The sequence below is a fragment of the Polaribacter sp. KT 15 genome (genome assembly GCF_900143115.1).
In the GTDB taxonomy this organism is placed as follows: Bacteria; Bacteroidota; Bacteroidia; order Flavobacteriales; family Flavobacteriaceae; genus Polaribacter; species Polaribacter marinaquae.
Genome location: NZ_LT670850.1, coordinates 1,259,542 through 1,279,696, shown reverse-complemented (window position 1 = coordinate 1,279,696; position 20,155 = coordinate 1,259,542). Strand labels below are relative to the sequence as shown.

Annotated in this window: 7 protein-coding genes; all 7 read left to right on the top strand. The window is 31.3% G+C overall.

Annotated features, from left to right (window positions below; all coding sequences use genetic code 11):
* The first annotated feature begins 13 nt into the window (after nucleotides 1-13).
* On the top strand, nucleotides 14-4,060 hold the full coding sequence (locus B5464_RS05860) for a hybrid sensor histidine kinase/response regulator transcription factor (RefSeq protein WP_079737593.1): 4,047 nt from the start codon (nucleotides 14-16) through the stop codon (nucleotides 4,058-4,060).
* A gap of 81 nt (nucleotides 4,061-4,141) precedes the next feature.
* Nucleotides 4,142-7,171: a DUF4982 domain-containing protein gene (locus B5464_RS05855; RefSeq protein ID WP_079737592.1), complete on the top strand. Its 3,030-nt coding sequence runs from the start codon at nucleotides 4,142-4,144 to the stop codon at nucleotides 7,169-7,171.
* A 20-nt stretch (nucleotides 7,172-7,191) separates the two neighbouring features.
* Nucleotides 7,192-8,382, top strand: coding sequence for an alginate lyase family protein (locus B5464_RS05850; RefSeq protein WP_079737591.1), 1,191 nt, complete (start codon nucleotides 7,192-7,194; stop codon nucleotides 8,380-8,382).
* Nucleotides 8,382-11,759, top strand: coding sequence for a glycosyl hydrolase (locus B5464_RS05845; protein ID WP_079737590.1), 3,378 nt, complete (start codon nucleotides 8,382-8,384; stop codon nucleotides 11,757-11,759). Before B5464_RS05850 ends, B5464_RS05845 begins: the two co-directional genes overlap by 1 nt.
* 3 nt (nucleotides 11,760-11,762) lie before the next feature.
* Nucleotides 11,763-15,245 (top strand): glycosyl hydrolase, encoded by a 3,483-nt coding sequence (locus B5464_RS05840; protein ID WP_079737589.1) that lies wholly within the window; start codon nucleotides 11,763-11,765, stop codon nucleotides 15,243-15,245.
* Nucleotides 15,245-16,672 carry a BNR-4 repeat-containing protein gene (locus B5464_RS05835; RefSeq protein WP_079737588.1) on the top strand — a complete coding sequence of 476 codons (1,428 nt, stop codon included), beginning with the start codon at nucleotides 15,245-15,247 and terminating at the stop codon, nucleotides 16,670-16,672. Before B5464_RS05840 ends, B5464_RS05835 begins: the two co-directional genes overlap by 1 nt.
* Complete coding sequence (locus B5464_RS05830; protein ID WP_079737587.1) at nucleotides 16,669-20,148, top strand: T9SS type A sorting domain-containing protein; 3,480 nt, start codon at nucleotides 16,669-16,671, stop codon at nucleotides 20,146-20,148. Before B5464_RS05835 ends, B5464_RS05830 begins: the two co-directional genes overlap by 4 nt.
* Nucleotides 20,149-20,155: the final 7 nt, after the last annotated feature.

The window sequence follows — 20,155 nt, the reverse complement described above, 5'->3', positions numbered from 1 at the left end:
AATTAAGCTTTTAATGAAAAACAAATTTCTTTTATTATTCTTAATGTTTAGTTATGTTGCTATTTTACAAGGGCAACAAAATAAATTTAATTTTAGAAATATTAATATTTCTGATGGATTGTCTAATAATACAGTTTCATCAATTGCAGAAGATCAATTTGGTCAAATATGGTTTGGTACAAGTAATGGCTTAAATAAGTATAACGGTAAAGATTTTACTGTTTATAGAAATATACCTAAAGATAAATACAGCATAAGTAATAGCGAAATCTTAGACATTCTTGTAGACAAAGAAGGATATATTTGGGTAGGTACTTTTAATGGTTTAAATAGATATAACCCTAAAGAAAATACATTTAAAAGATTTTATAAAAGACAAGGTAATAAGTACTCATTAACAAATAGCTTAATTATAAGTAGCTTAGAGATGAGTAATGGAGATATTTGGTTTGGTACTGCCAATGGTATTTCTATTTATAAAAAAAACAAAAGAAGATTTGTAAGATTTTTACAAGGCAACTCTAAAATAGGGCCAAGATCTATTCATGATATTTATAATGATAATAAAGGTAATATTTGGTTGGCTACTAATAATGGGATTATAAAAGTTTATAGAAATAGCAGTAATAAATTAAAATTTAAAGAATATAATTCAGGGACTCAAAGGAAAGATTTTAATATCAATACAATTATAGAAGTTTTACCCGGAATTATGGGTGTGGGTTCTAAATATGATGGATATTTATATTTTAATACGACTTCAGAAAAATTTACAAGACCAAAAGACATAGAGATTCCTTATGATTTAGATGTGAGAGATCTTAAGGTTGATAATGATAAAAACTTATGGATAGCAACAACAAGCGGTCTTTTTGTTCTTAATAAAGAGAACAAATTAATTTCTAAAAAAGAAAATTATATAGATAACTCTAGTACAATTAAGAGTTTTATAAGAAAAATTTATAAAAGTAAAAATGGTTTTATTTGGTTAGGTACTCAAAACGGAGGGGTCATGACTTGGGATAAATCTTATCAAAATTTTCTGTATTTTAAAAATCAAAATTTACTTAACAATATTACAAATAGTATTGTCGCAGATAAAAAAGGTACTATTTATTTTGCTACAGAAGGTGGTGTTGTAAATGTCTTAAACAAAAAAGGTGAAGTTTCTGAAGTTTTTAGAATAACAAATTCTAACAAAGCAATAAATTATCCTATTAAATCTTTATATGTTTATAATGATAAATTTTTATTTATTGGTACCTTAAACAGAGGTATAATAGCTTATAATTTATCAGCAAAAAAAGTGCAAAAGAGTTATTTTTCTCAAGAATTGAAAGAGTTATTAGAAAACATACTAATATATGACCTTAAAAAAGATTCTAAAGAAAATTTATATATAGCAACCTTTGGTAAAGGGCTTATTCGTTATAATTTAAAAACCAAAAAAATAAGAAAATTTGCAAGACCTAGGTTGGTTACAAATATTATAAAAAGTATTGCTATTGATAGTAAAGATAACGTGTTGATAGGCGGATTAGGAGGCGCTTCTAAATTAGAATTTAATCAAAAACAAAAAGTAAATATTAAAAATTATTTTAAAGACAGGCCTTTAGTAAAGTACAATATTAGTGCAGTATTTAAAGACTCAAATAATGTTTGTTGGTTTGGTAGTAAAACAAGAGGTTTGTATCGACTTGATGGCGATAAAATAAAAAAAATTAACATATCTAATCGAAATATGTTTTATTCTGTAAACTCCATTTTAGAAGGCGAAAAAGGAGTTCTTTGGCTAAGTACAGATAGGGGTATTGTAAAATACAATTCAATAAGCGATAAAAGCGTTGTTTATGATCAAAATAGTAGTATTGTAAATAATGATTTTAGACAAAATTCTAGATTAAAAATTAACGATCAATTTTATTTTGGAGACCTTTATGGGATTACAACTTTTAACCATAAAAATATTACTAAAATTACAGATGTACCCAAAGTGGTTTTGTCTAAATTAAAAATTAAAAATGAAGTAGTAGAAATAAATAAAGGGGTTTTACAGAAAAGTTTAAACTACTTAGATGTATTAGAGTTAAATCATAATAATTCAAATTTTTCTATCAGTTATGCTCTTCCAAATTATATAAACTCTAAAGGGAATAGGTATGCGTATCGTTTAAAAGGGTTAGATGATTCTTGGACCTACACAACACAAACAGAAGCCTTTTTTACACTTCAAACAGCAGGTACATATACTTTTCAAGTAAAAGCTGTAAACCACGATAATGTGTGGAATACGAAAACAACAAATATTAAAATAATTATACATCCAGCACCATGGAAGACATGGTGGGCATATACTATTTATCTCCTATTGATTTTTGGATTATTTTATGGAATCTCTTGGATAGTTCAATCTAAATCTAGACTAAAAGACAAATTAGAGCTAGAATATATTGCAAACAAGAAAAATGAAGAATTAAATAAGGCAAAACTTCAATTTTTCACAAATATTTCTCATGAATTTAGAACCCCTTTAACACTAATTATAGGTCCATTACAAAATATAATTCAAGATTACACAGGCACAAACGCTACGTATAAAAAATTAAGAATTATAGAAAGTAGTACAAATCATCTATTAAGATTAATTAATAGATTAATGGATTTTAGAAAGTTAGAAAATAACCATTTTCAATTAGAAGCAGCAGAAGGAAATATTGTAAAATTTCTAAAAGAAATATTTTTATCATTTTCTGAATATGCAAAAAACGGAAACTATGATTATAAGTTCTTTACCCAAGAAGAAGAAATAAATGTTTATTATGATAGATATAAATTAGAAAGAGTTTTTTATAATTTAATATCCAATGCTTTTAGATATACCAAAGAAGGAGGATCAATTTTAATCGACATAAAAAAAGAAGCTGAAGAGATAATTATTAGTGTAAAAGATTCTGGAGTTGGTATTTCTACAGAATATATTGATAAAATATTTGATCGCTTTTTTGAAGTAGCAGCACATAAACAATTAGAAGGTGATTATACCAAAGGTACTGGTATAGGACTTTCTATTGCAAAAAACATAGTAAAACTTCATCATGGCGAGATTTCTGTAAGAAATGAAAAACCTAAAGGAGCAGTATTTTCTGTTAAGTTAAAATTAGGTAAAACTCATTTATCAGAAAAAGAGATTGTTAAGAACTTTAAAATGAGTGATGATGTTTCTCAGTATGTAACTCAAATGGAGATTCCGCAAGTAAAAGAAAAGCAAAATATAGAAGATTTGATTGCTTCAGAAAAGAAATTTACCATTCTTGTAGTAGAAGATAATGCTGTATTAAGATCGTTTATAAAAGAAATTTTAAAACCGAATTACAATATTCTAGAAGCAGAAAACGGAAAAATAGCATTAAATAAGGCAATAAAAAATTTACCAGATTTAATTATAAGTGATGTTGTAATGCCGCAAATGGTTGGTACAGAATTATGTTCTAAAATTAAAACAACTCTTGCAACTAGTCATATACCGGTTATTTTATTAACCTCTAGAACTTCTTTAGTATATAAATTTGAGGGCTTAGAAAGTGGTGCAGATGATTATATTAGTAAACCTTTTGATTTAAAAGAGTTTAACTTAAAGATTAGAAACTTATTAGAATCTAAACAAAGATTAAAAGAAAAATTTACATCTAACCAAAACATAGAATTTTCAGATGTTTCTTTAACGTCATTAGACCAAAAATTGCTAAAAAAAGCATTTGAAATAGTTAAAGAAAATTTAGCAAATGAAGATTTTAATATAACTCAATTTGGCGAAGAATTAGGGGTAAGTCGTTCTATGCTTTTTACCAAAATTAAAGCTTGGACCAACTCAACTCCTAAAGATTTTATACAAGATATTAGATTAAATCATGCTAAAAAATTATTAGAGTTAGATAAATTTACCGTTAGTGAAGTAAGTTATAAAGTTGGTTTTAAACGAACTAAGTATTTTAGTCAATGTTTTAAGAAAAAGTACAACCTAACTCCGTCAGAATATTTAAAGAAATTTAATACTACTTAAAAAAGACGTCATGACACCACAGGATTAAATATCATTAAGTAAAAGTTAAGTTTGTTAATTAAGATCCAAATAGTTAACAACATGAAAAACTTTTTCTTCTTTTTAGTACTCTTGTTTGAGGTTTTTTCACTGCAAAGTCAAAGGATAGAAACCAATTTCAATAACAGTTGGAACTTTATATTGGCAGATAACTCCTCATTTTCAAAAGAGAATATTGATGATTCTTCATGGCAAAACTTAAACGTACCTCACGATTGGTCTTTTGAAAAAGGCGTAAGAAAAGGAGGAGATCAAGGTCAAGGTGGTGGTTATCATGATGGTGGAATTGGTTGGTACAGAAAGTATTTTGACGTAAAAAAAGAAAGCCTTTCTAAAATTACCTACATCAATTTTGATGGCGTTTACATGAACAGCGAAGTTTGGGTAAATGGAAATCGTTTAGGAAAAAGACCTTATGGTTACATTAGTTTTAGATATGATATTTCAAAATATTTAAAAGAAGGAAAAAATACTATTGCTGTTAGAGTTGATAATAGTTTAGAACCTTCTGCTCGTTGGTATCATCCTTGTGGAATTTACGCGCAAGTAAAATTAATTGAAGTGAATCCTGTTCATTTTAAACCTAATTCAATTTTTATAAAAACACCTTCAATTTCAGAAAAGAAAGCTACAGTTTCTATTGATGCTGAAATTACAAGACTTAAAAAAGGATTGAGCTATGATGTAAAAATATTCTCTCCTTCAGGAAAACAAATCAATAATAATTCTGAAAAATTAAAAATAACAAATCCAGTTGTAAAATTAGAAGTTAAAAACCCACAATTATGGAGTCCAGAAACTCCAAGCTTATATAGAGCAGTCACTCAAATTCTAGATGGAAAAAAAGTCATCGATGAAATAGAAACTACTTTTGGATTCAAAACGGTTAAATGGGAAACCAAAACTGGTTTTTGGTTGAATGGCGAAAATGTAAAACTAAAAGGTGTTTGCGAACATTGGGAAGGTGGTCCTGTTGGAGGAGCTTGGACAAAGCCAATGTTGCGTTGGAAATTGCAAAGTTTAAAAGATATGGGTATCAATGCTATTCGACCATCTCACAACCCAACACCGCCAATGTTTTATGATATCTGTGACGAAATTGGTTTGTTGGTAATGGATGAAATTTTTGATGGTTGGCATAAAAAAGCACCACAAGATTATGGTAAACAAGCTTTTGATGAATGGTGGAAACGAGACGTTACAGAATGGATTACTAGAGATAGAAATCACCCAAGTATTTTTGTATGGAGTTTAGGTAATGAAACACATAGCCCAATTGGACTAGAATTGGTGAAGTTTGGAAGGCGTTTAGACCCAACACGCTTATTTACATCAGGTGCAGGAAATCCTGAAGATATGGATATTACAGGAGTAAATGGCGGTTCTGAAACCAAATCGTTTATAGAAAGCAGAACTTTTGATAAACCATTTATTTCTACAGAAGCGCCACATACTTGGCAAACAAGAGGCTATTACAGAACTCAAACTTGGTGGAGAGATAACGAATTACCAGGAACATATGAACTACCAAATTTAACTGAAAAAGAAATTTTCTTTTACGAAGGCATCAATCCTAAAAATTGGAGAAACAGAAAACAAAGTTTCAATTCGTCTTACGATAATGCAACTGTAAGAGTTTCTGCAAGAAAATATTGGGAAGTGATGCGAGACAATCCTTGGCATAGTGGTCATTTTAGATGGACAGGTTTTGATTATTATGGAGAAGCAGGTTTGGTGCATGGTGGTTTGCCTTTTAATTTATTTATGGGTGGCGCTTTAGATGTAGCAGGATTCAAAAAAGACCTGTTTTATTTCTACCAAAGTCAATGGACAACAGAACCAATGATTCATATGTTACCACATTGGTCGCATCCAAGAATGGAAAAAGGGACTGTAATTCCTGTTTGGGTGTATTCGAATGCAGATGAGGTGGAACTATTTTTAAACGGAAAATCTTTAGGAAAAGACAAACCAGGAACTGTTTGGAACGAAATGCAATGCGAATGGATGGTTCCTTACGAAGAAGGAAAATTAGAAGCTGTAGCCTATATTGATGGTAAAGAAGTAAAAAGAACATCTTTTAGTACAAGTAAACAGCCATCAAAATTAAAAACAAGTCTCCAGAAATTACCAGCAGAAGATAGTTTTGAGGCAAGTTATATCATCTCTTCAGAAAGTTTAGATGCAAATGACAATTTGTATCCTTATGGAGAAAACAAAATCTACTACAATATTTTAGGTGATGTAAACAAGGTTTCTATGGAAAATGGAAATCCTATTGATCCTACAAGTAGAACAAAATCAGACTTTAGAGCTTTGTTTTTTGGGAAATCAAGATTGTTTTTAAGAGAACAACCCAATGCAAAAAAAGCATCTATAATTACAGGAGCTATTTTGGGCGATAAAGCCTTGTATTCGTCAAATAAAATTTCCATCATAGCCAATCAATTTAATGTAATAGGAAATTCAGAATTTACTGACTTAGAAATTCTATACACCACAAATGGAGATAATCCTGAAACTAACGGAAAAGTTTACAACGGAGCTTTCGAAATTAAAGATAATATCACTGTAAAAGCCATTGTAAAACAAAATGGTGAAATTGTATTAAATATGGAAGAAACTTTTGGTAAAACCGAAGGTTTATTTTGGGGTGATGAGCATTCTAAAGATATGTGGATTGGTAGAGGTGTAAATATTTCTGCTGAAGATGGGATTTTAAAAGGAAGTGCTACTGCAAGCAGAAAAGCAAGACGTTTTAAAGGAACTGGTTTTGTAGATTTTAAAGGCAATGAAGGTTCAGTAGAATTTTATCAAGAAAATGACGGTGAAGCTGGTGATTACAGCATCCGCTATAGATACATGCACAACAATATTGGTGAATTTCATCCAATGAAATTGTTTGTAAATGATGAATATATAAGAACTTTAGAATTTAAAGCAACTGGCGGTTGGGAAAAAGAATGGAAGTTTGTGCCAACTATTATCAGGTTAAAAGCAGGAGCCAATAGTATTCGATTAGAAACCACAGGAAAAAGTGGTCCTTATTTGGATGAAATGTTTATTGATTAATTGAAGATAATTAGAGTTTTATGAAGAATAAAATAGCATTTTGTAAAAAGTTGATTCTTGTACTTTTCATAAGTATATATGGATGTTCAATCACCCAAAACAATACAAATAAAGTTTCTAATATAGATTATGAAAGTTTAGAAGCTCAAAAATCACTCATTAAAAATGGTGATAAACAGTCTGTAGAAAATTATCATAAACTATTAGCTGAAGCAGATGACCTTTTAAAGGTTGATGGTTTTTCTGTAACAAAAAAAACAGGTGTTCCTCCGAGTAAAAATAAGCACGATTATATGAGTATTGGTCCTTATTGGTGGCCGAATCCAAAAACATCAAATGGCTTACCTTATGTTAGAAAAGATGGAGAAATTAATCCAGAAACACGTAATAATTTTACAGATTTTGTTGAGAAAAAGAATTTTATTTCAGCTGTAAAAACGTTAAAAGATGCATTCTTTTTTAGTGATAATAAAAATTACGCTAACAAAAATATAGCGTTCATCAAAACTTGGTTTTTAAACGAAAACACTAAAATGAATCCTAATGTAAATTTTGGGCAATATGTTCCTGGTAAATCAGAAGGTAGGTGTTTTGGTATTATTGAATTTGATGGTCTTATAGAGGTTGTAGAGTTTCTTGAATTAGCTAAGTATAAAGGCGTACTTGATAAGCAAACTGAAAAAGGTATGATTAACTGGTTTACAGATTATAGCAATTGGTTAAAAAATAGCAAATTAGGAAAAGAGGAGTCTACAAGAAAAAACAATCATGCGACTCATTATGATGTACAGTTATTAAGTATTTTAATGTATCTAAATAGAACGGAAGAAGTAAAAGAATATCTGTCTACAATAACAAAAGCAAGAATTTTTAGTCAAATAAAACCAGATGGGAGACAACCTTTAGAGCTGAAAAGAACAAAATCTTTTTCTTATTCAGTAATGAACTTACACGGATTTTTACAATTGGCACAAATAGGACAAAAAGTAGGTGTAGATCTTTGGAACTTATCTTCAAAAGATGGCAGCAGCATAAAAAAAGGATATCAATTTATGTTGCCTTTTTTAACTAAAGAAAAAGAATGGCCATATAAACAAATTAAAGACAAAAAACCTTCGGAAGATAAATTAATAGCAGATTTAAAAAAGGCTCGTAAACTATTTAAAGAGGATGCTTTTGATAATACTCTAGAAAAATTAAATAAAAACTAATGAAGAATTTAGGTTACATCTTGTTAATAATGCTTTGCTTTTGTTTCAGTAATTGTAATGAAAAGAAAAAGGAGCGTCAAAATTTAACCTTAGAAGAAGGTTTTAAAAATCCCCCTCAAGCATCAAAACCTAGAACTTGGTATCACATCAACAGCGGAAATGCTTCTAAAGAAGGCTTTACCAAAGATTTGAAAGCCATAAAAGATGCAGGTATTGGTGGTGTTTTGGTCTTTAATGTATCCATGGGATTGCCAGAAGGCGATGTAAAATACAACTCTCAAGAACACAGAGATATTTTAGCACATGGTGCAAAAGAATGTGAAAAATTAGGGTTGAGTTTTGGGGTACACAATTGTGACGGATGGACATCTAGTGGGGGACCTTGGGTAACTCCAGAACACGCAATGAAAGTTGTGGTGAATAGCCAAGTAATTGCAAAAGGAGGAAAAGAAGTTAGCATAAAATTACCACAACCACCAGCAAGACATAACTATTACAAAGATATTGCTGTTGTGGCATATCCATCTTTAGAAACCGAATTGATTGACGACACTGTAAATCCTATAATCACATCTTCAGATAAAAGTTTTAATATCGCTTTAGCTACGGACAAACAAACCAATACACATGCAGATTTAAAAGCCAATAATTGGGTGCAATATGATTTCGGAAAAGCACACACCATTCAATCAATGAATGTTTTTATCAATAAACGTAAAGGACGATTGACTTTATTAAAATCGGACGATGGTGTCAATTTTACAGTAGCTCACAAGCCAAGAGAAGAACGTATTGGTAAAGACGAATGTTATTTCTACGAAAGTTTTAAACCAGTTACAGCACGTTATTTTAGGATAGAAACCCAAATGGATGCAGGATTTTATGAAATGCAACTTTCTGCAAGTCCTGTTTTAGGAAATATTATGGAGTACACGTCTTACAGAAAAAATAGACGTCCAATAGGTAAAACTGATGTAAAAGCATTCATAAAAAAAGAAGACATTCTTATTTTAAGTGATAAAATGGATGCCAATGGTGTTTTAAAAATAACATTACCAGAAGGAAATTGGACCATTATGCGTTTTGGATTTACAGCCTCTGGAGCCACCAACGAACCTTCTTCAGAAGAAGGTAAAGGATTGGAAGTCGATAAATTCAGTAAAAAAGCATTAAAAGTACATTACGATGCCTTTGTAGGGAAATTGGTTGAACAAGCAAAAGTTGATGCACCAAACGCTTTACAATATGTAGAAATTGATAGTTATGAAGTTGGCCCACAAAACTGGACTAACGATATGGAAAAGCTATTCGAAGAACGTTTTGGTTACGATTTTACACCTTTTTTATTGATGTACGCAGGTAAAAGTATAGAAAATAAAGAAACTGTTGAATCCGTTTTTTGGGATATGAAACAATTGGTAAGCGATTTAATGGTTACCAATTATTTCGATTATTTCACAGAATTATGCCATCAAGATGGTTTGATATCTTATATAGAACCTTACGGATTTGTGGGGCCTTTCAATAGTTTAGATGCAGGTCGAAATGCGGATATTCCAATGGGAGAGTTTTGGTTAGGAAAACCAAACAAACATAAACGTGCAGCGGTATCTGCTGGTCATATTTATGGTAAAAATGTAATTTCTGCAGAAGCCTTTACAAGTACTAAATTAAATTGGGGATTTCATCCAGCGTTAGCAAAACAAAAAGGCGATTATGAGTGGACAAACGGAATCAATGAGTATATGTTCCATCGTTTTGCGCATCAATCGAATACTCACGTAAAACCAGGAATGAGTATGAGTTTTGTAGGTTCTCATATTGATCGCACACAAACGTGGTGGGACAATGCAGGTCCAGAATGGTTTAATTATTTAGCAAGAGGTTCGTATATGCTGCGTCAAGGAAATCCTGTGTTAGATGTATTGGTTTTTGTGGGAGATAGAGCACCAAGTCACGTTATTCACGCCAACCAAATGCGACCTAAACTTCCAGCAGCTTATAAATACGATTGTGTAAATTCTGATGTAATTGTAAATCGACTAACAGTAGAAAACGGAAAATTAAAATTACCTAATGGCATTACGTATAATGCTTTGTCTTTGCAGAGAAATGATATCATCAACATAGAAACTTTAAGAGGGATTCATAAATTATCGCAACAAGGCGCTTTAATTGTTGGTAAAAAACCTAAAAAATTAGGAGGTTACAATATAACTAAAGAAATGGAAGCTGAATTTGACGCACTTGTAAAAGAGATTTGGTCAAATACAAAAACATACAGTACGGGAGAATGGGAACAAATTTTTGAAGAAAATACAATTCAAAAAGATGTAATTGTTGAAGGACAACCAGACTTTAATTTTTATCACAGACGTACAGAAAACGAAGATATTTACTTTGTGTACAATCATAATTTAACAGAAAAGGAAGTGCTAAACTGTAGCTTTTTAGTAGAAGGAAAAGTACCAGAATTATGGAATGCAGAAACTGGAGAAATAACCAAATTAGTGGAGTATACCAGTAAAAACGGGCGAACCAATATTGCTATTCCAATGAATTCTCAAGAATCGGTTTTTGTTGTTTTTAAAGAATCAAAAAATAAACAAACAAAAGTAGTTTATGAACAATCTAACAATTTACCAAAACCTTCTTTTACTTTAGATAACGAAAATAATTTACAGGCCAAAGTTTATGCAAATGGAAACTATACTGCAAAAGTAAACAATTCAGAAAACTGGAATATTAATGTAAGTGATATTCCTAATCCTGTTGAAATTAAAGGTAATTGGGAAATCAATTTTAGAGCAGAAGATTTTTACAAAGCCTCAATGAATACAGATGAATTGTTTGATTGGACAACAAGTAAAGTAGAAGAAATAAAACACTATTCTGGAACCGCAATTTATACAACAACATTCAACATAGAAAAAGGAATGTTGCAATCGGATAGACAATTTCAACTTAATTTAGGCGAGGTTAGTGTGATCGCAAAAGTATTTGTAAACGGAAAAGATGTTGGGGTAAGTTGGATAACGCCTCACGCTTTAAATGTAACAACAGCTCTAAAAGAAGGAGAAAATACTTTAGAAATTCAAGTGACAAACCAATGGACGAATCGTTTAATTGGTGATGAAAAATTACCCAATCAAACGGAGTATGATGTAAGAAGGTCAAAAAAAGGTTTTGGCTCTGAAGATTATAGAGGCAAATATAAAAAAATGCCAGATTGGTTTAGAAATAATCAACCACTTCCAGATGGACCTCGTAAAACATTTAGTGCCTATTCATTCCAAAAAGCAACTGATGATTTATTGCCTTCAGGTTTATTAGGACCTGTTACGATATTGACTTCAAAAATTATAAAAAGAAAATAACGAATGAAAAAGTTAGTCATTTTAGTTGTTCTGTTTTTAGGTTTGGGATGCAATTTATCTTCGGAAAAAGAATTACAAACCGTAACTTTAGAAAACGGATTTAAAAATCCGCCAAACGAAGCTAAAGCCAGAACTTGGTGGCATTGGATAAGCGGTAACGTATCTAAATCAGGAATTACAAAAGATTTGGAATCAATGAAAGTAGTTGGCATACAAGAAGCACAATTGTTTAACGTGCATTTAGGATTTCCAAAAGGTCCAGTAAAATATTTAAGTGAAGAATGGCTAGATTTATTCAAGTTTTCTGCGGAAGAAGCCAAACGTTTGGGCTTAGAGCTGGCGTTTCATAACAGTGCAGGTTGGTCTTCTAGTGGTGGACCTTGGATAACCGAGGAAAATGCAATGCAAACTGTTGTTTTTAGCGAAGTTGAATTAAATGGAAATCAAAATTACAAAGCGCAATTACCACAACCAAAAACGAAATTTACCTATTATAAGGATATTGCAGTTTTAGCATTTCCAAAACCTAAACAAGTTACAAAAATTGATGGTTTAGACTATAAAACTCTATCTGAACGCGTCAGAAATCATTTATTTCCAGATACGAAAGACATTCCAAAAACAAGTACTATTCAAAAGGAAACTATTGTTAATTTAACAGATAAAGTTTCTAAAGACGGATTTTTAGATTGGAATGTACCAAAAGGAGAATGGATTATTTTAAGACTTGGACACACACCAATTGGAACAACCAATAGACCAGCACCACCAGAAGCCAAAGGTTTAGAAGTTGATAAAATGAGTAAAACAGCGGTAGACGCCTATTGGAAAGGTGGCGTACAACCCATAATCGATAAGTTAGGCGATTTAATAGGAACCACTGTTAATAATTGTTTAATTGATAGTTATGAGGTAGAAACTACCAATTGGACTGCAGGATTTGATACGCAATTCGAGAATTTAAGAGGTTACGATTTAACCTCATATTTGCCCACTCTAGCAGGATATTATGTTGAAAGTGGTGAGATTTCAGAACGTTTTTTGTGGGATTTTAGAAGAACTATTGGCGATTTAATCGCAGAAAACTATTATGCGTATTTCGCAGAATTATGTCATAAAAACGGAATGAAATTTTCTGTTGAACCTTATTGGGGTCCTTTTGATAATATGCAAGTAGGTGCAACAGGAGATATTGTAATGTGTGAATTTTGGAGTGGAGGATATCCGTTTTTTGATTCCGCAAAATTTGTGTCTTCTATAGCACATTTAAACGGAAGTTCCATTGTTGGTGCAGAGGCATTTACAGGAATTGGTGGTTGGGACAAACACCCAGCAGATATAAAATCAATCGGAGATCAAGCTTGGGCACAAGGAATTACACGTTTTATTTTTCATTCTTATGTACATCAACCTTGGGATGTTGCACCTGGTTTGGCATTGAGTTATCACGGGTTTGATTTTAATAGAAATAATACTTGGTGGAATCAAGGAAAAGGATTTTTAGATTATATAGCACGATCTCAATTTTTATTGCAGCAAGGAAAAAATGTGGCCGATGTTTTAGTGTTTACTGGAGAATCATCACCAAATACGGCTTTTCTAAAACCAGAAATTAAAAAAATGGGTTTTGATTATGATTTGATTGGTGCCAATAAATTGAAAGACTTAACTGTTAAAAACGGAACAATTTATTCTTCAGTAGGCAACACTTATAAGTTTTTAGTCTTACCAGAGTCTAATTTCATAAAAACTGAAACTTTAAAAAAAGTAAAAGAATTGGTTGAAGGTGGTGCAATTGTTATTGGAAAAAAACCAACACAATCGCCAAGTTTAACTGATTATCCTAAAAATGATGAAGTTGTTAAAACTTATGTAGATGAATTATGGGGAAAAGATTTGGTAAAAGACATTTCTGTTAGCGAAGTTTTAAGTGAAAAAACACCCGATTTTAAAATAGAAAGCAGCGATCAAACAGATTTGAGTTTCATCCATAGAAAAACTGATGATGCTGATATTTATTTTATCGCCAATGCTAGAAAAGAAGCAAGAGCTATTGTAGCGCGTTTTCGAGTTTCTGGAAAACAACCAGAACTGTGGAATTCAGAAACAGGTAAAATAAAAGATGTGGTGGTCTTCAAAGAAAATGAAGATGGAACAACCACAATTCCTTTACAGTTAGGGATTGAAGAATCTGTTTTTATTGTATTCAAAAAGCCAACAATAGCAAACCATTTAACAACCGTTAAAATGGAATTAGAACAACCAAAATCAGAGCCTCTTTCTAACTTAGAAATTGTAAAAGCAGAATACGGAACATTTCTTCAAGAAGGTTTAATCGATATTACAGACAAAGTAAATAAAGCTATAATTGATGGTGAATTAGACTTTAAAATGTCGAGAGCATTTTGTGATTGTGATCCAGCAATGGGATACAAAAAAGAGTTAAGAATGGAATACCAAATAGGTAATACCAAATATCAAATTTATGCAGAAGAGAGAGAACATATTAAGGTTGATGCAGGTAATAAACCTTTAAAAGTTTTAAAAGCTGTATTCGGAAAGTTTAAAACAGAAACCAAAGGCATTCCTGAAAATTATAAAACTTTTGAGATTACAAATAAAATTAAGGAACTAGTTTCAAACAATACTTTCGATATTTTGATTTCTAATCAATTGATAAAAAATCAAATTGCTAAAGGAAATAAAATAGTATTAAAAATTACTTACAAAAAAGATGGGAAAGAACGCACGATGTTCGTTCCTGAAGGTCAAATTTTAAAACTAGCAAAAGATACACCAAAACCTGAGTTAGTGTTTAATGAAGATGTTATCCAATGGGTAACACCAAATTCAGGTAAAATTACTTATACCAATGCATCAGGAAAAACAAAAACTGCAGCAGTAAATGCAATACCAGAACCCATTGATTTATCAAATTCTTGGCAAGTTGATTTCCCTTTGAACTCAGAGAATAGTATAAATAAAACCTTTACTGATTTAAATTCTTGGTCAAATCATAAAGATGAACGTATTCAACACTTTTCAGGAACAGCAACTTATTCTAAAGAATTTGAACTTAAAGAAGACTTATTAAAAGAAGATAAAAGTTTAGAATTAGATTTAGGAAGTGTTGCTGTTATTGCAGAAGTAATCATCAATGGAAAAAAAGTAAGCACTTTATGGAAACCACCTTTTAGAACTAATATTGATGGCTTTGTAAAAAAAGGTACAAATGTTATAGAAGTAAAAGTGACCAACTTATGGCCAAACAAATTAATTGGTGATGAAGGTTTGCCATTAGATTATGAACGAAGAGGAAATAAACTAAAAAAACTACCAGATTGGTTATTAAATACCACAGAACGTCCATCAAAACGAACCACGTTTTCATCTTGGAAACATTGGCGTAAAAATGATGAATTGCTAACATCAGGTCTTTTAGGTCCTGTTAAACTTAGAGTTTTTAAAAAAATATCGATAAACTAATGATAAAAAAAGAATTAATTTTTAAAATCTGCTTTTGCTTTTTTTTAGTAGGATGTAATGTTAATAAAAAAGTAAGTTCAAAAGAAGAAAATAAAGACAGAACGGTAGATTATTTTGCCAATAACGGTTTTGGTAATGCAGTGGCTATTGTACAGCATCCTTCTGGAGTTTATCATAAGGGAGTTACATATGTAGCGTATCAAGGAACATTGGAAGATCCTTATGTAGCATCGTACAATCACAAAACCAAAGAATGGAAAGGTCCTTTTAAAGCGGGTGTTAGTGAAATGGGTAAAGACCCGAATCGTAAAAAGAAAATAGATAATCATGGTAAACCTGCATTACTTATTGATGATGCTGGTTATATTCATATTGCATTTGGTGGACATGGAGGAAGACCATCAGATGGCAAAAATCCTTTAGGAAACCATCATTATGGCAAAAACCTGCATGCTGTTTCTAAAAAACCATTAGATATTTCTGCTTGGGAAACCTTAGATAATGTTTCGTTATTTGGTACCTACAGTCAGTTTGTAAAAATGGACAATGGAGATATGTATTTGTTTTACAGACATGGTGCGCATAGAAGTGATTGGGTGTATCAAAAATCTACAGACAATGGAGTTACTTTTGATGAACCAGTTTCTTTTTTAAAACACAAAAGAAGAACAAATATTGAAGCTGAAGATTCTTGGTATCCTTGGGTTGGTAAAGGAAACGGAGATGATATTATTGTAGCATTTGATTATCATATTTGTAGAGATAATAAAAACACTCAAGATAAAAGAGGGCACATTCCAGAACGTCACAATTTGTATTATATGCTTTTTGATACAAAGACAGGCGAATGGAAAAATGTTAAAAATGAATCTTTAGAAATGCCTTTAACTAAAGAAATGGCAGATGAAAAAACCTTAGTAAAAAAAATACCTGATGATTGGACTTTTCAAGGAATTGCTGATGTTGATCCTGATGGAAAACCACAAGTTTGTGTGTTGGTTGGTCCAGATATAGGAGCCAAAAGAAGCGGACCTAAACGTTTACAACATTTTAGATGGAATGGACAAGAGTGGTTACAAAGTAAGAATACTAATCTTCCTAGAGGAAATGGAGATTTAGAAGTAAAGTCTGCAACAGAAGTGAGTATTTACTTAGAGAGTGAAACAAATAATGATGTCGGAGAAATTGCTAGATGGGATAGTTTTGATGGTGGTGATACTTTTAAAAAGAGTAAGGTTTTTTTACAAAGAAAAAACTCTGGTTTTGTTATTTCATCTCTTATCAAAAATGCGCATCCAGATGCTAGAATTATAGTTGGAGAAAAAGAAAAAGGAACAGATTTTAGAAAAATGTATTTGTTGGGAGATAATGGCCCTATTAAAAGAGCTAAAAAGGAAGTTGATATTATAAATTTAAATAAAAAATGAAAAATTTAATTGTAGTATTCGTTTTGTTTAAAGTTTTTTTCTTGTCAGGGCAATCTTTACAACATCCAATAATCTGGACAACAAATGCAGAAAAATCAGAAGTTTTGTCTAAAATTGATAATTATGATTGGGCAAAAAGTATTGTGGCAAAAGCAAAAGCAGCAATAGAATCTAAAGTAAATACCCATTTAACAAACCCTGTTTCAATCTTAAATACCATACCAGCTTTGGCATCTGATGATAATTTGTCAGAAAGTCAAGCTACTACAAATGGTGCGCACTCAAAAGTGTTAAATTATGCTTCTTATGCAGCGATGGTTTATCATATTACAGAAGAAGAAAAATATGCACAGTTTGCTGCGGATATTTTATGGTATTATATAGAACAACTTGCTCCAAGAAATCCTAGTAATACAGCAATGAGTGGTAGCCATTTCTACGATCCACGTTCTGGATATACGCAGTTTGCGATTGCTTATGATTTTATGGTGAATTATTTAAAAGATTCAGCAACCAGAGTATATCAAAAATCAACAGGAACTAAAATAGCTTTTGATAATGTGAAAGCACAAAAAGCGGTTTATAATATTGCTATGAATGGTTTGCAAGAGCATGCAGGCAATGACAGTAAATACGGTAAAACTGTAAGTAATCATCCTATTTTAACAGCTCCAGGAGTGTTATACAGTATTCTTTGTGTAGAAGATGATACAGAAAGAGAAAGGATGTTTAATGTATTTTGGAATGTAGGTACCAAACATCAGAATTCGTTTACCAAAACCATTTTGCCAATGTTTGGCGAACAAGGTATTTGGCCAGAAGCAGTTAGTTATAGTTTTATGTCGGCAGTAACTCAAGTACTAAATGTTGTAGACAAGCTAAAACCAGAATTGAATGTGATGGAAAATAATATGCATATTCTTGATGGAAATTTTTTGTTTGATAATTTAAGAATGCCTAATAGATTATTTGTAAAATATGGCGATTCAAAAAGATATATTGATAGAACAAAGCAATTGTATCGTTTTACATTAAATTTAGCTAATAGAAGAGGTTTTTCAGAATATGAACAAAAAGCAAAGGTTGCTTTAAGGCAGGCTTATGATACAGAAGGAGGATACAATCCGTCTGCGCCAATAAGTACTTTTGGTAATTATGATGCTTTTGAACAGTTATTTTGGGGAATTAATATTCCTGATACGATTGAAGGGGAAATCGACTTTCAAAAACCAACCGTAATAATTAAGCATGCAGGTGTAGCGTTACAGCGTAATTATGTGAAAGAGAATAATAAAGATTTTGGACTTGCGGGCATTATTGGTGGCGCACATTATGTACATTCTCATTGTACAGGTATTACTATGGAATTGTATGGAGCAGATTATATTATGGCACCAAATGCAGGATTACCTAAAACAATTGCAGAAAGAAAATTACCAGAACACACCAATTATTTTTGGAGACACGCCGGAAATAACACAATGATTGTTAACGGAACAACCCATGGTATACAGCCTGGTTCTTGGAATTCTGATTCTTATTTATGGATGAACACAACTGTAAATGAAGCTGCAGAACCAAAACATTTAGAAGATCCTATCAACCCAAATTTTAGTTTTGCAACACAGTTTTTAGATGATACTGTAAATAATGATCAACAAAAAAGAACACTTAGCACCATTAGAACCAGTGAAACTACAGGTTATTATTTTGATATGTTTCGTTCTAAATCTTTAGGAACTAATAATTTTCATGATTACATCTATCATAATTTAGGTGATGTTACAAATATTATGGAAATGGACGGAACAGAAGTTTCGGTTTCTCCAACAACGAGATATCAAAACGATATTGGTGATTTACAAAAATCTCCAGGATGGAGGTTTTTCGAAGATACAAATGTAACAGCATCAACAGATAAAGCTATTCAGGTTCGTTTTGATTTAAATGAAACGAATACATATATGAATATGTTTGCGCCTGCTGGAGTAGCTAGAGAATACACAAAAGCACTTGGGCCAGCAACTCGAGAAGCAAAAGGAGGCTATATTAATAAGAAAACACAAATTGTTGCCATAAGACAACAAGGTGAAGCTTGGGATAAACCCTATGTGCATATTTTTGAACCTTCTAAGTCTATAAATTCAAGCGTAAAATCTGTAGAACATTTGTACAGAGGAGAAGTTATTGTTGGTGCGAAAGTTAAAAGTCAAATAGGAGATAAAGTTATAATTGATTATGTACTTTGTCAAGAAGATGCTTCAAAAGTAGTTAGTATTCCAGATGCTGGAATTAGGTTTACAGGTCATTTTGCAGTAGTTCGTTATGAACAAACTTTAAGCAAAGCCTTTGTTACTTTATATATTGGTAAAGGTACAAGTTTAACCTACAGAGAACATTCTTTAACTGCAGATGGAACTAAAAAAGGACAAAAAGTAATTGAAGTTGAAGCAGATTCTAGTAGAATTCTAGGTTTTAAAGATTTGAAAAACAATCAAGAAATACCTAAAGGTAGTGATTTAACTGTTAAAGCTATTGTTGGAACCGATTTTACAGAGGCAACACTTTTTATAAACGATGTAAATGTTGGCACTAAAACAGCAGCTCCTTTTGAATGGTTGTCTATACCAGAATTAACAAATATGACAGAACCTGCCTATTTACTTAAAATTGAAGCAAAAGATGCACAAGGTAATATAGAAGAAAGAGCATTGACCGTTTTAACTCCTAATCAATGGGCGTATACTTCAGATAATAAACCACATTCAATTCCTAAAAAAATAGAGTTTGAACATTATGATCAAGGAGGTATTGATATTGCTTATTGGGATAAAAAAAACCAAAACAGTTCTTCGTTTAGACCTAATGAAATGGTTGATATTAGTTCAAATGGTCAAATTGTTAGAGACATAAAATCAGGAGAATGGTTAGAGTTTACAATTGATGCAGCTCAATCTGGAAATTATGAGTTAGAAGTAACCCATCAAACAAGAAGAAGTCCTTCATTTAAACAATTAACAGTTTCTTTTCCTGATGAAAATATTACTTTTTTAAACGATATTGTATTAACCAACACAGGTTCTGGTAAATACTTAACAGAAACAATTGGTGATTTTGATATAGAAGCAGGAACTCATGTACTAAGATTTAACTTATTAGATTATGGTTTTGATTTAGATTCTTTTGAATTAAAATTAAAAACGCTATCAATATTAGATGATTTATTAGTTGATAAAGCTAGAATATTGATGTACCCAAATCCGGCATCGAAATTTGTTACTATAAAATCAGAAAATATGACTTGGACAAACCTTAGTATTTTCAATATGTTAGGCAGCCAAGTATATTATAATGATACTGTTCTTGATAGAATAACGGTTAATACGCAAGAAAATAAAATTTCAAGCGGATTGTATTTTGTGGTAATTAGCGATCAACAAGGAAAACAATACAAACGAAAATTAATTATTAAGTAATCTAAAA

Bases quoted from the DNA above. Each gene is read 5' to 3' on its own strand.
- B5464_RS05830 (WP_079737587.1), top strand. From the start codon at position 16,669: ATGAAAAATTTAATTGTAGTATTCGTTTTGTTTAAAGTTTTTTTCTTG.
- B5464_RS05845 (WP_079737590.1), top strand. From the start codon at position 8,382: ATGAAGAATTTAGGTTACATCTTGTTAATAATGCTTTGCTTTTGTTTC.
- B5464_RS05860 (WP_079737593.1), top strand. From the start codon at position 14: ATGAAAAACAAATTTCTTTTATTATTCTTAATGTTTAGTTATGTTGCT.
- B5464_RS05855 (WP_079737592.1), top strand. From the start codon at position 4,142: ATGAAAAACTTTTTCTTCTTTTTAGTACTCTTGTTTGAGGTTTTTTCA.
- B5464_RS05840 (WP_079737589.1), top strand. From the start codon at position 11,763: ATGAAAAAGTTAGTCATTTTAGTTGTTCTGTTTTTAGGTTTGGGATGC.
- B5464_RS05850 (WP_079737591.1), top strand. From the start codon at position 7,192: ATGAAGAATAAAATAGCATTTTGTAAAAAGTTGATTCTTGTACTTTTC.
- B5464_RS05835 (WP_079737588.1), top strand. From the start codon at position 15,245: ATGATAAAAAAAGAATTAATTTTTAAAATCTGCTTTTGCTTTTTTTTA.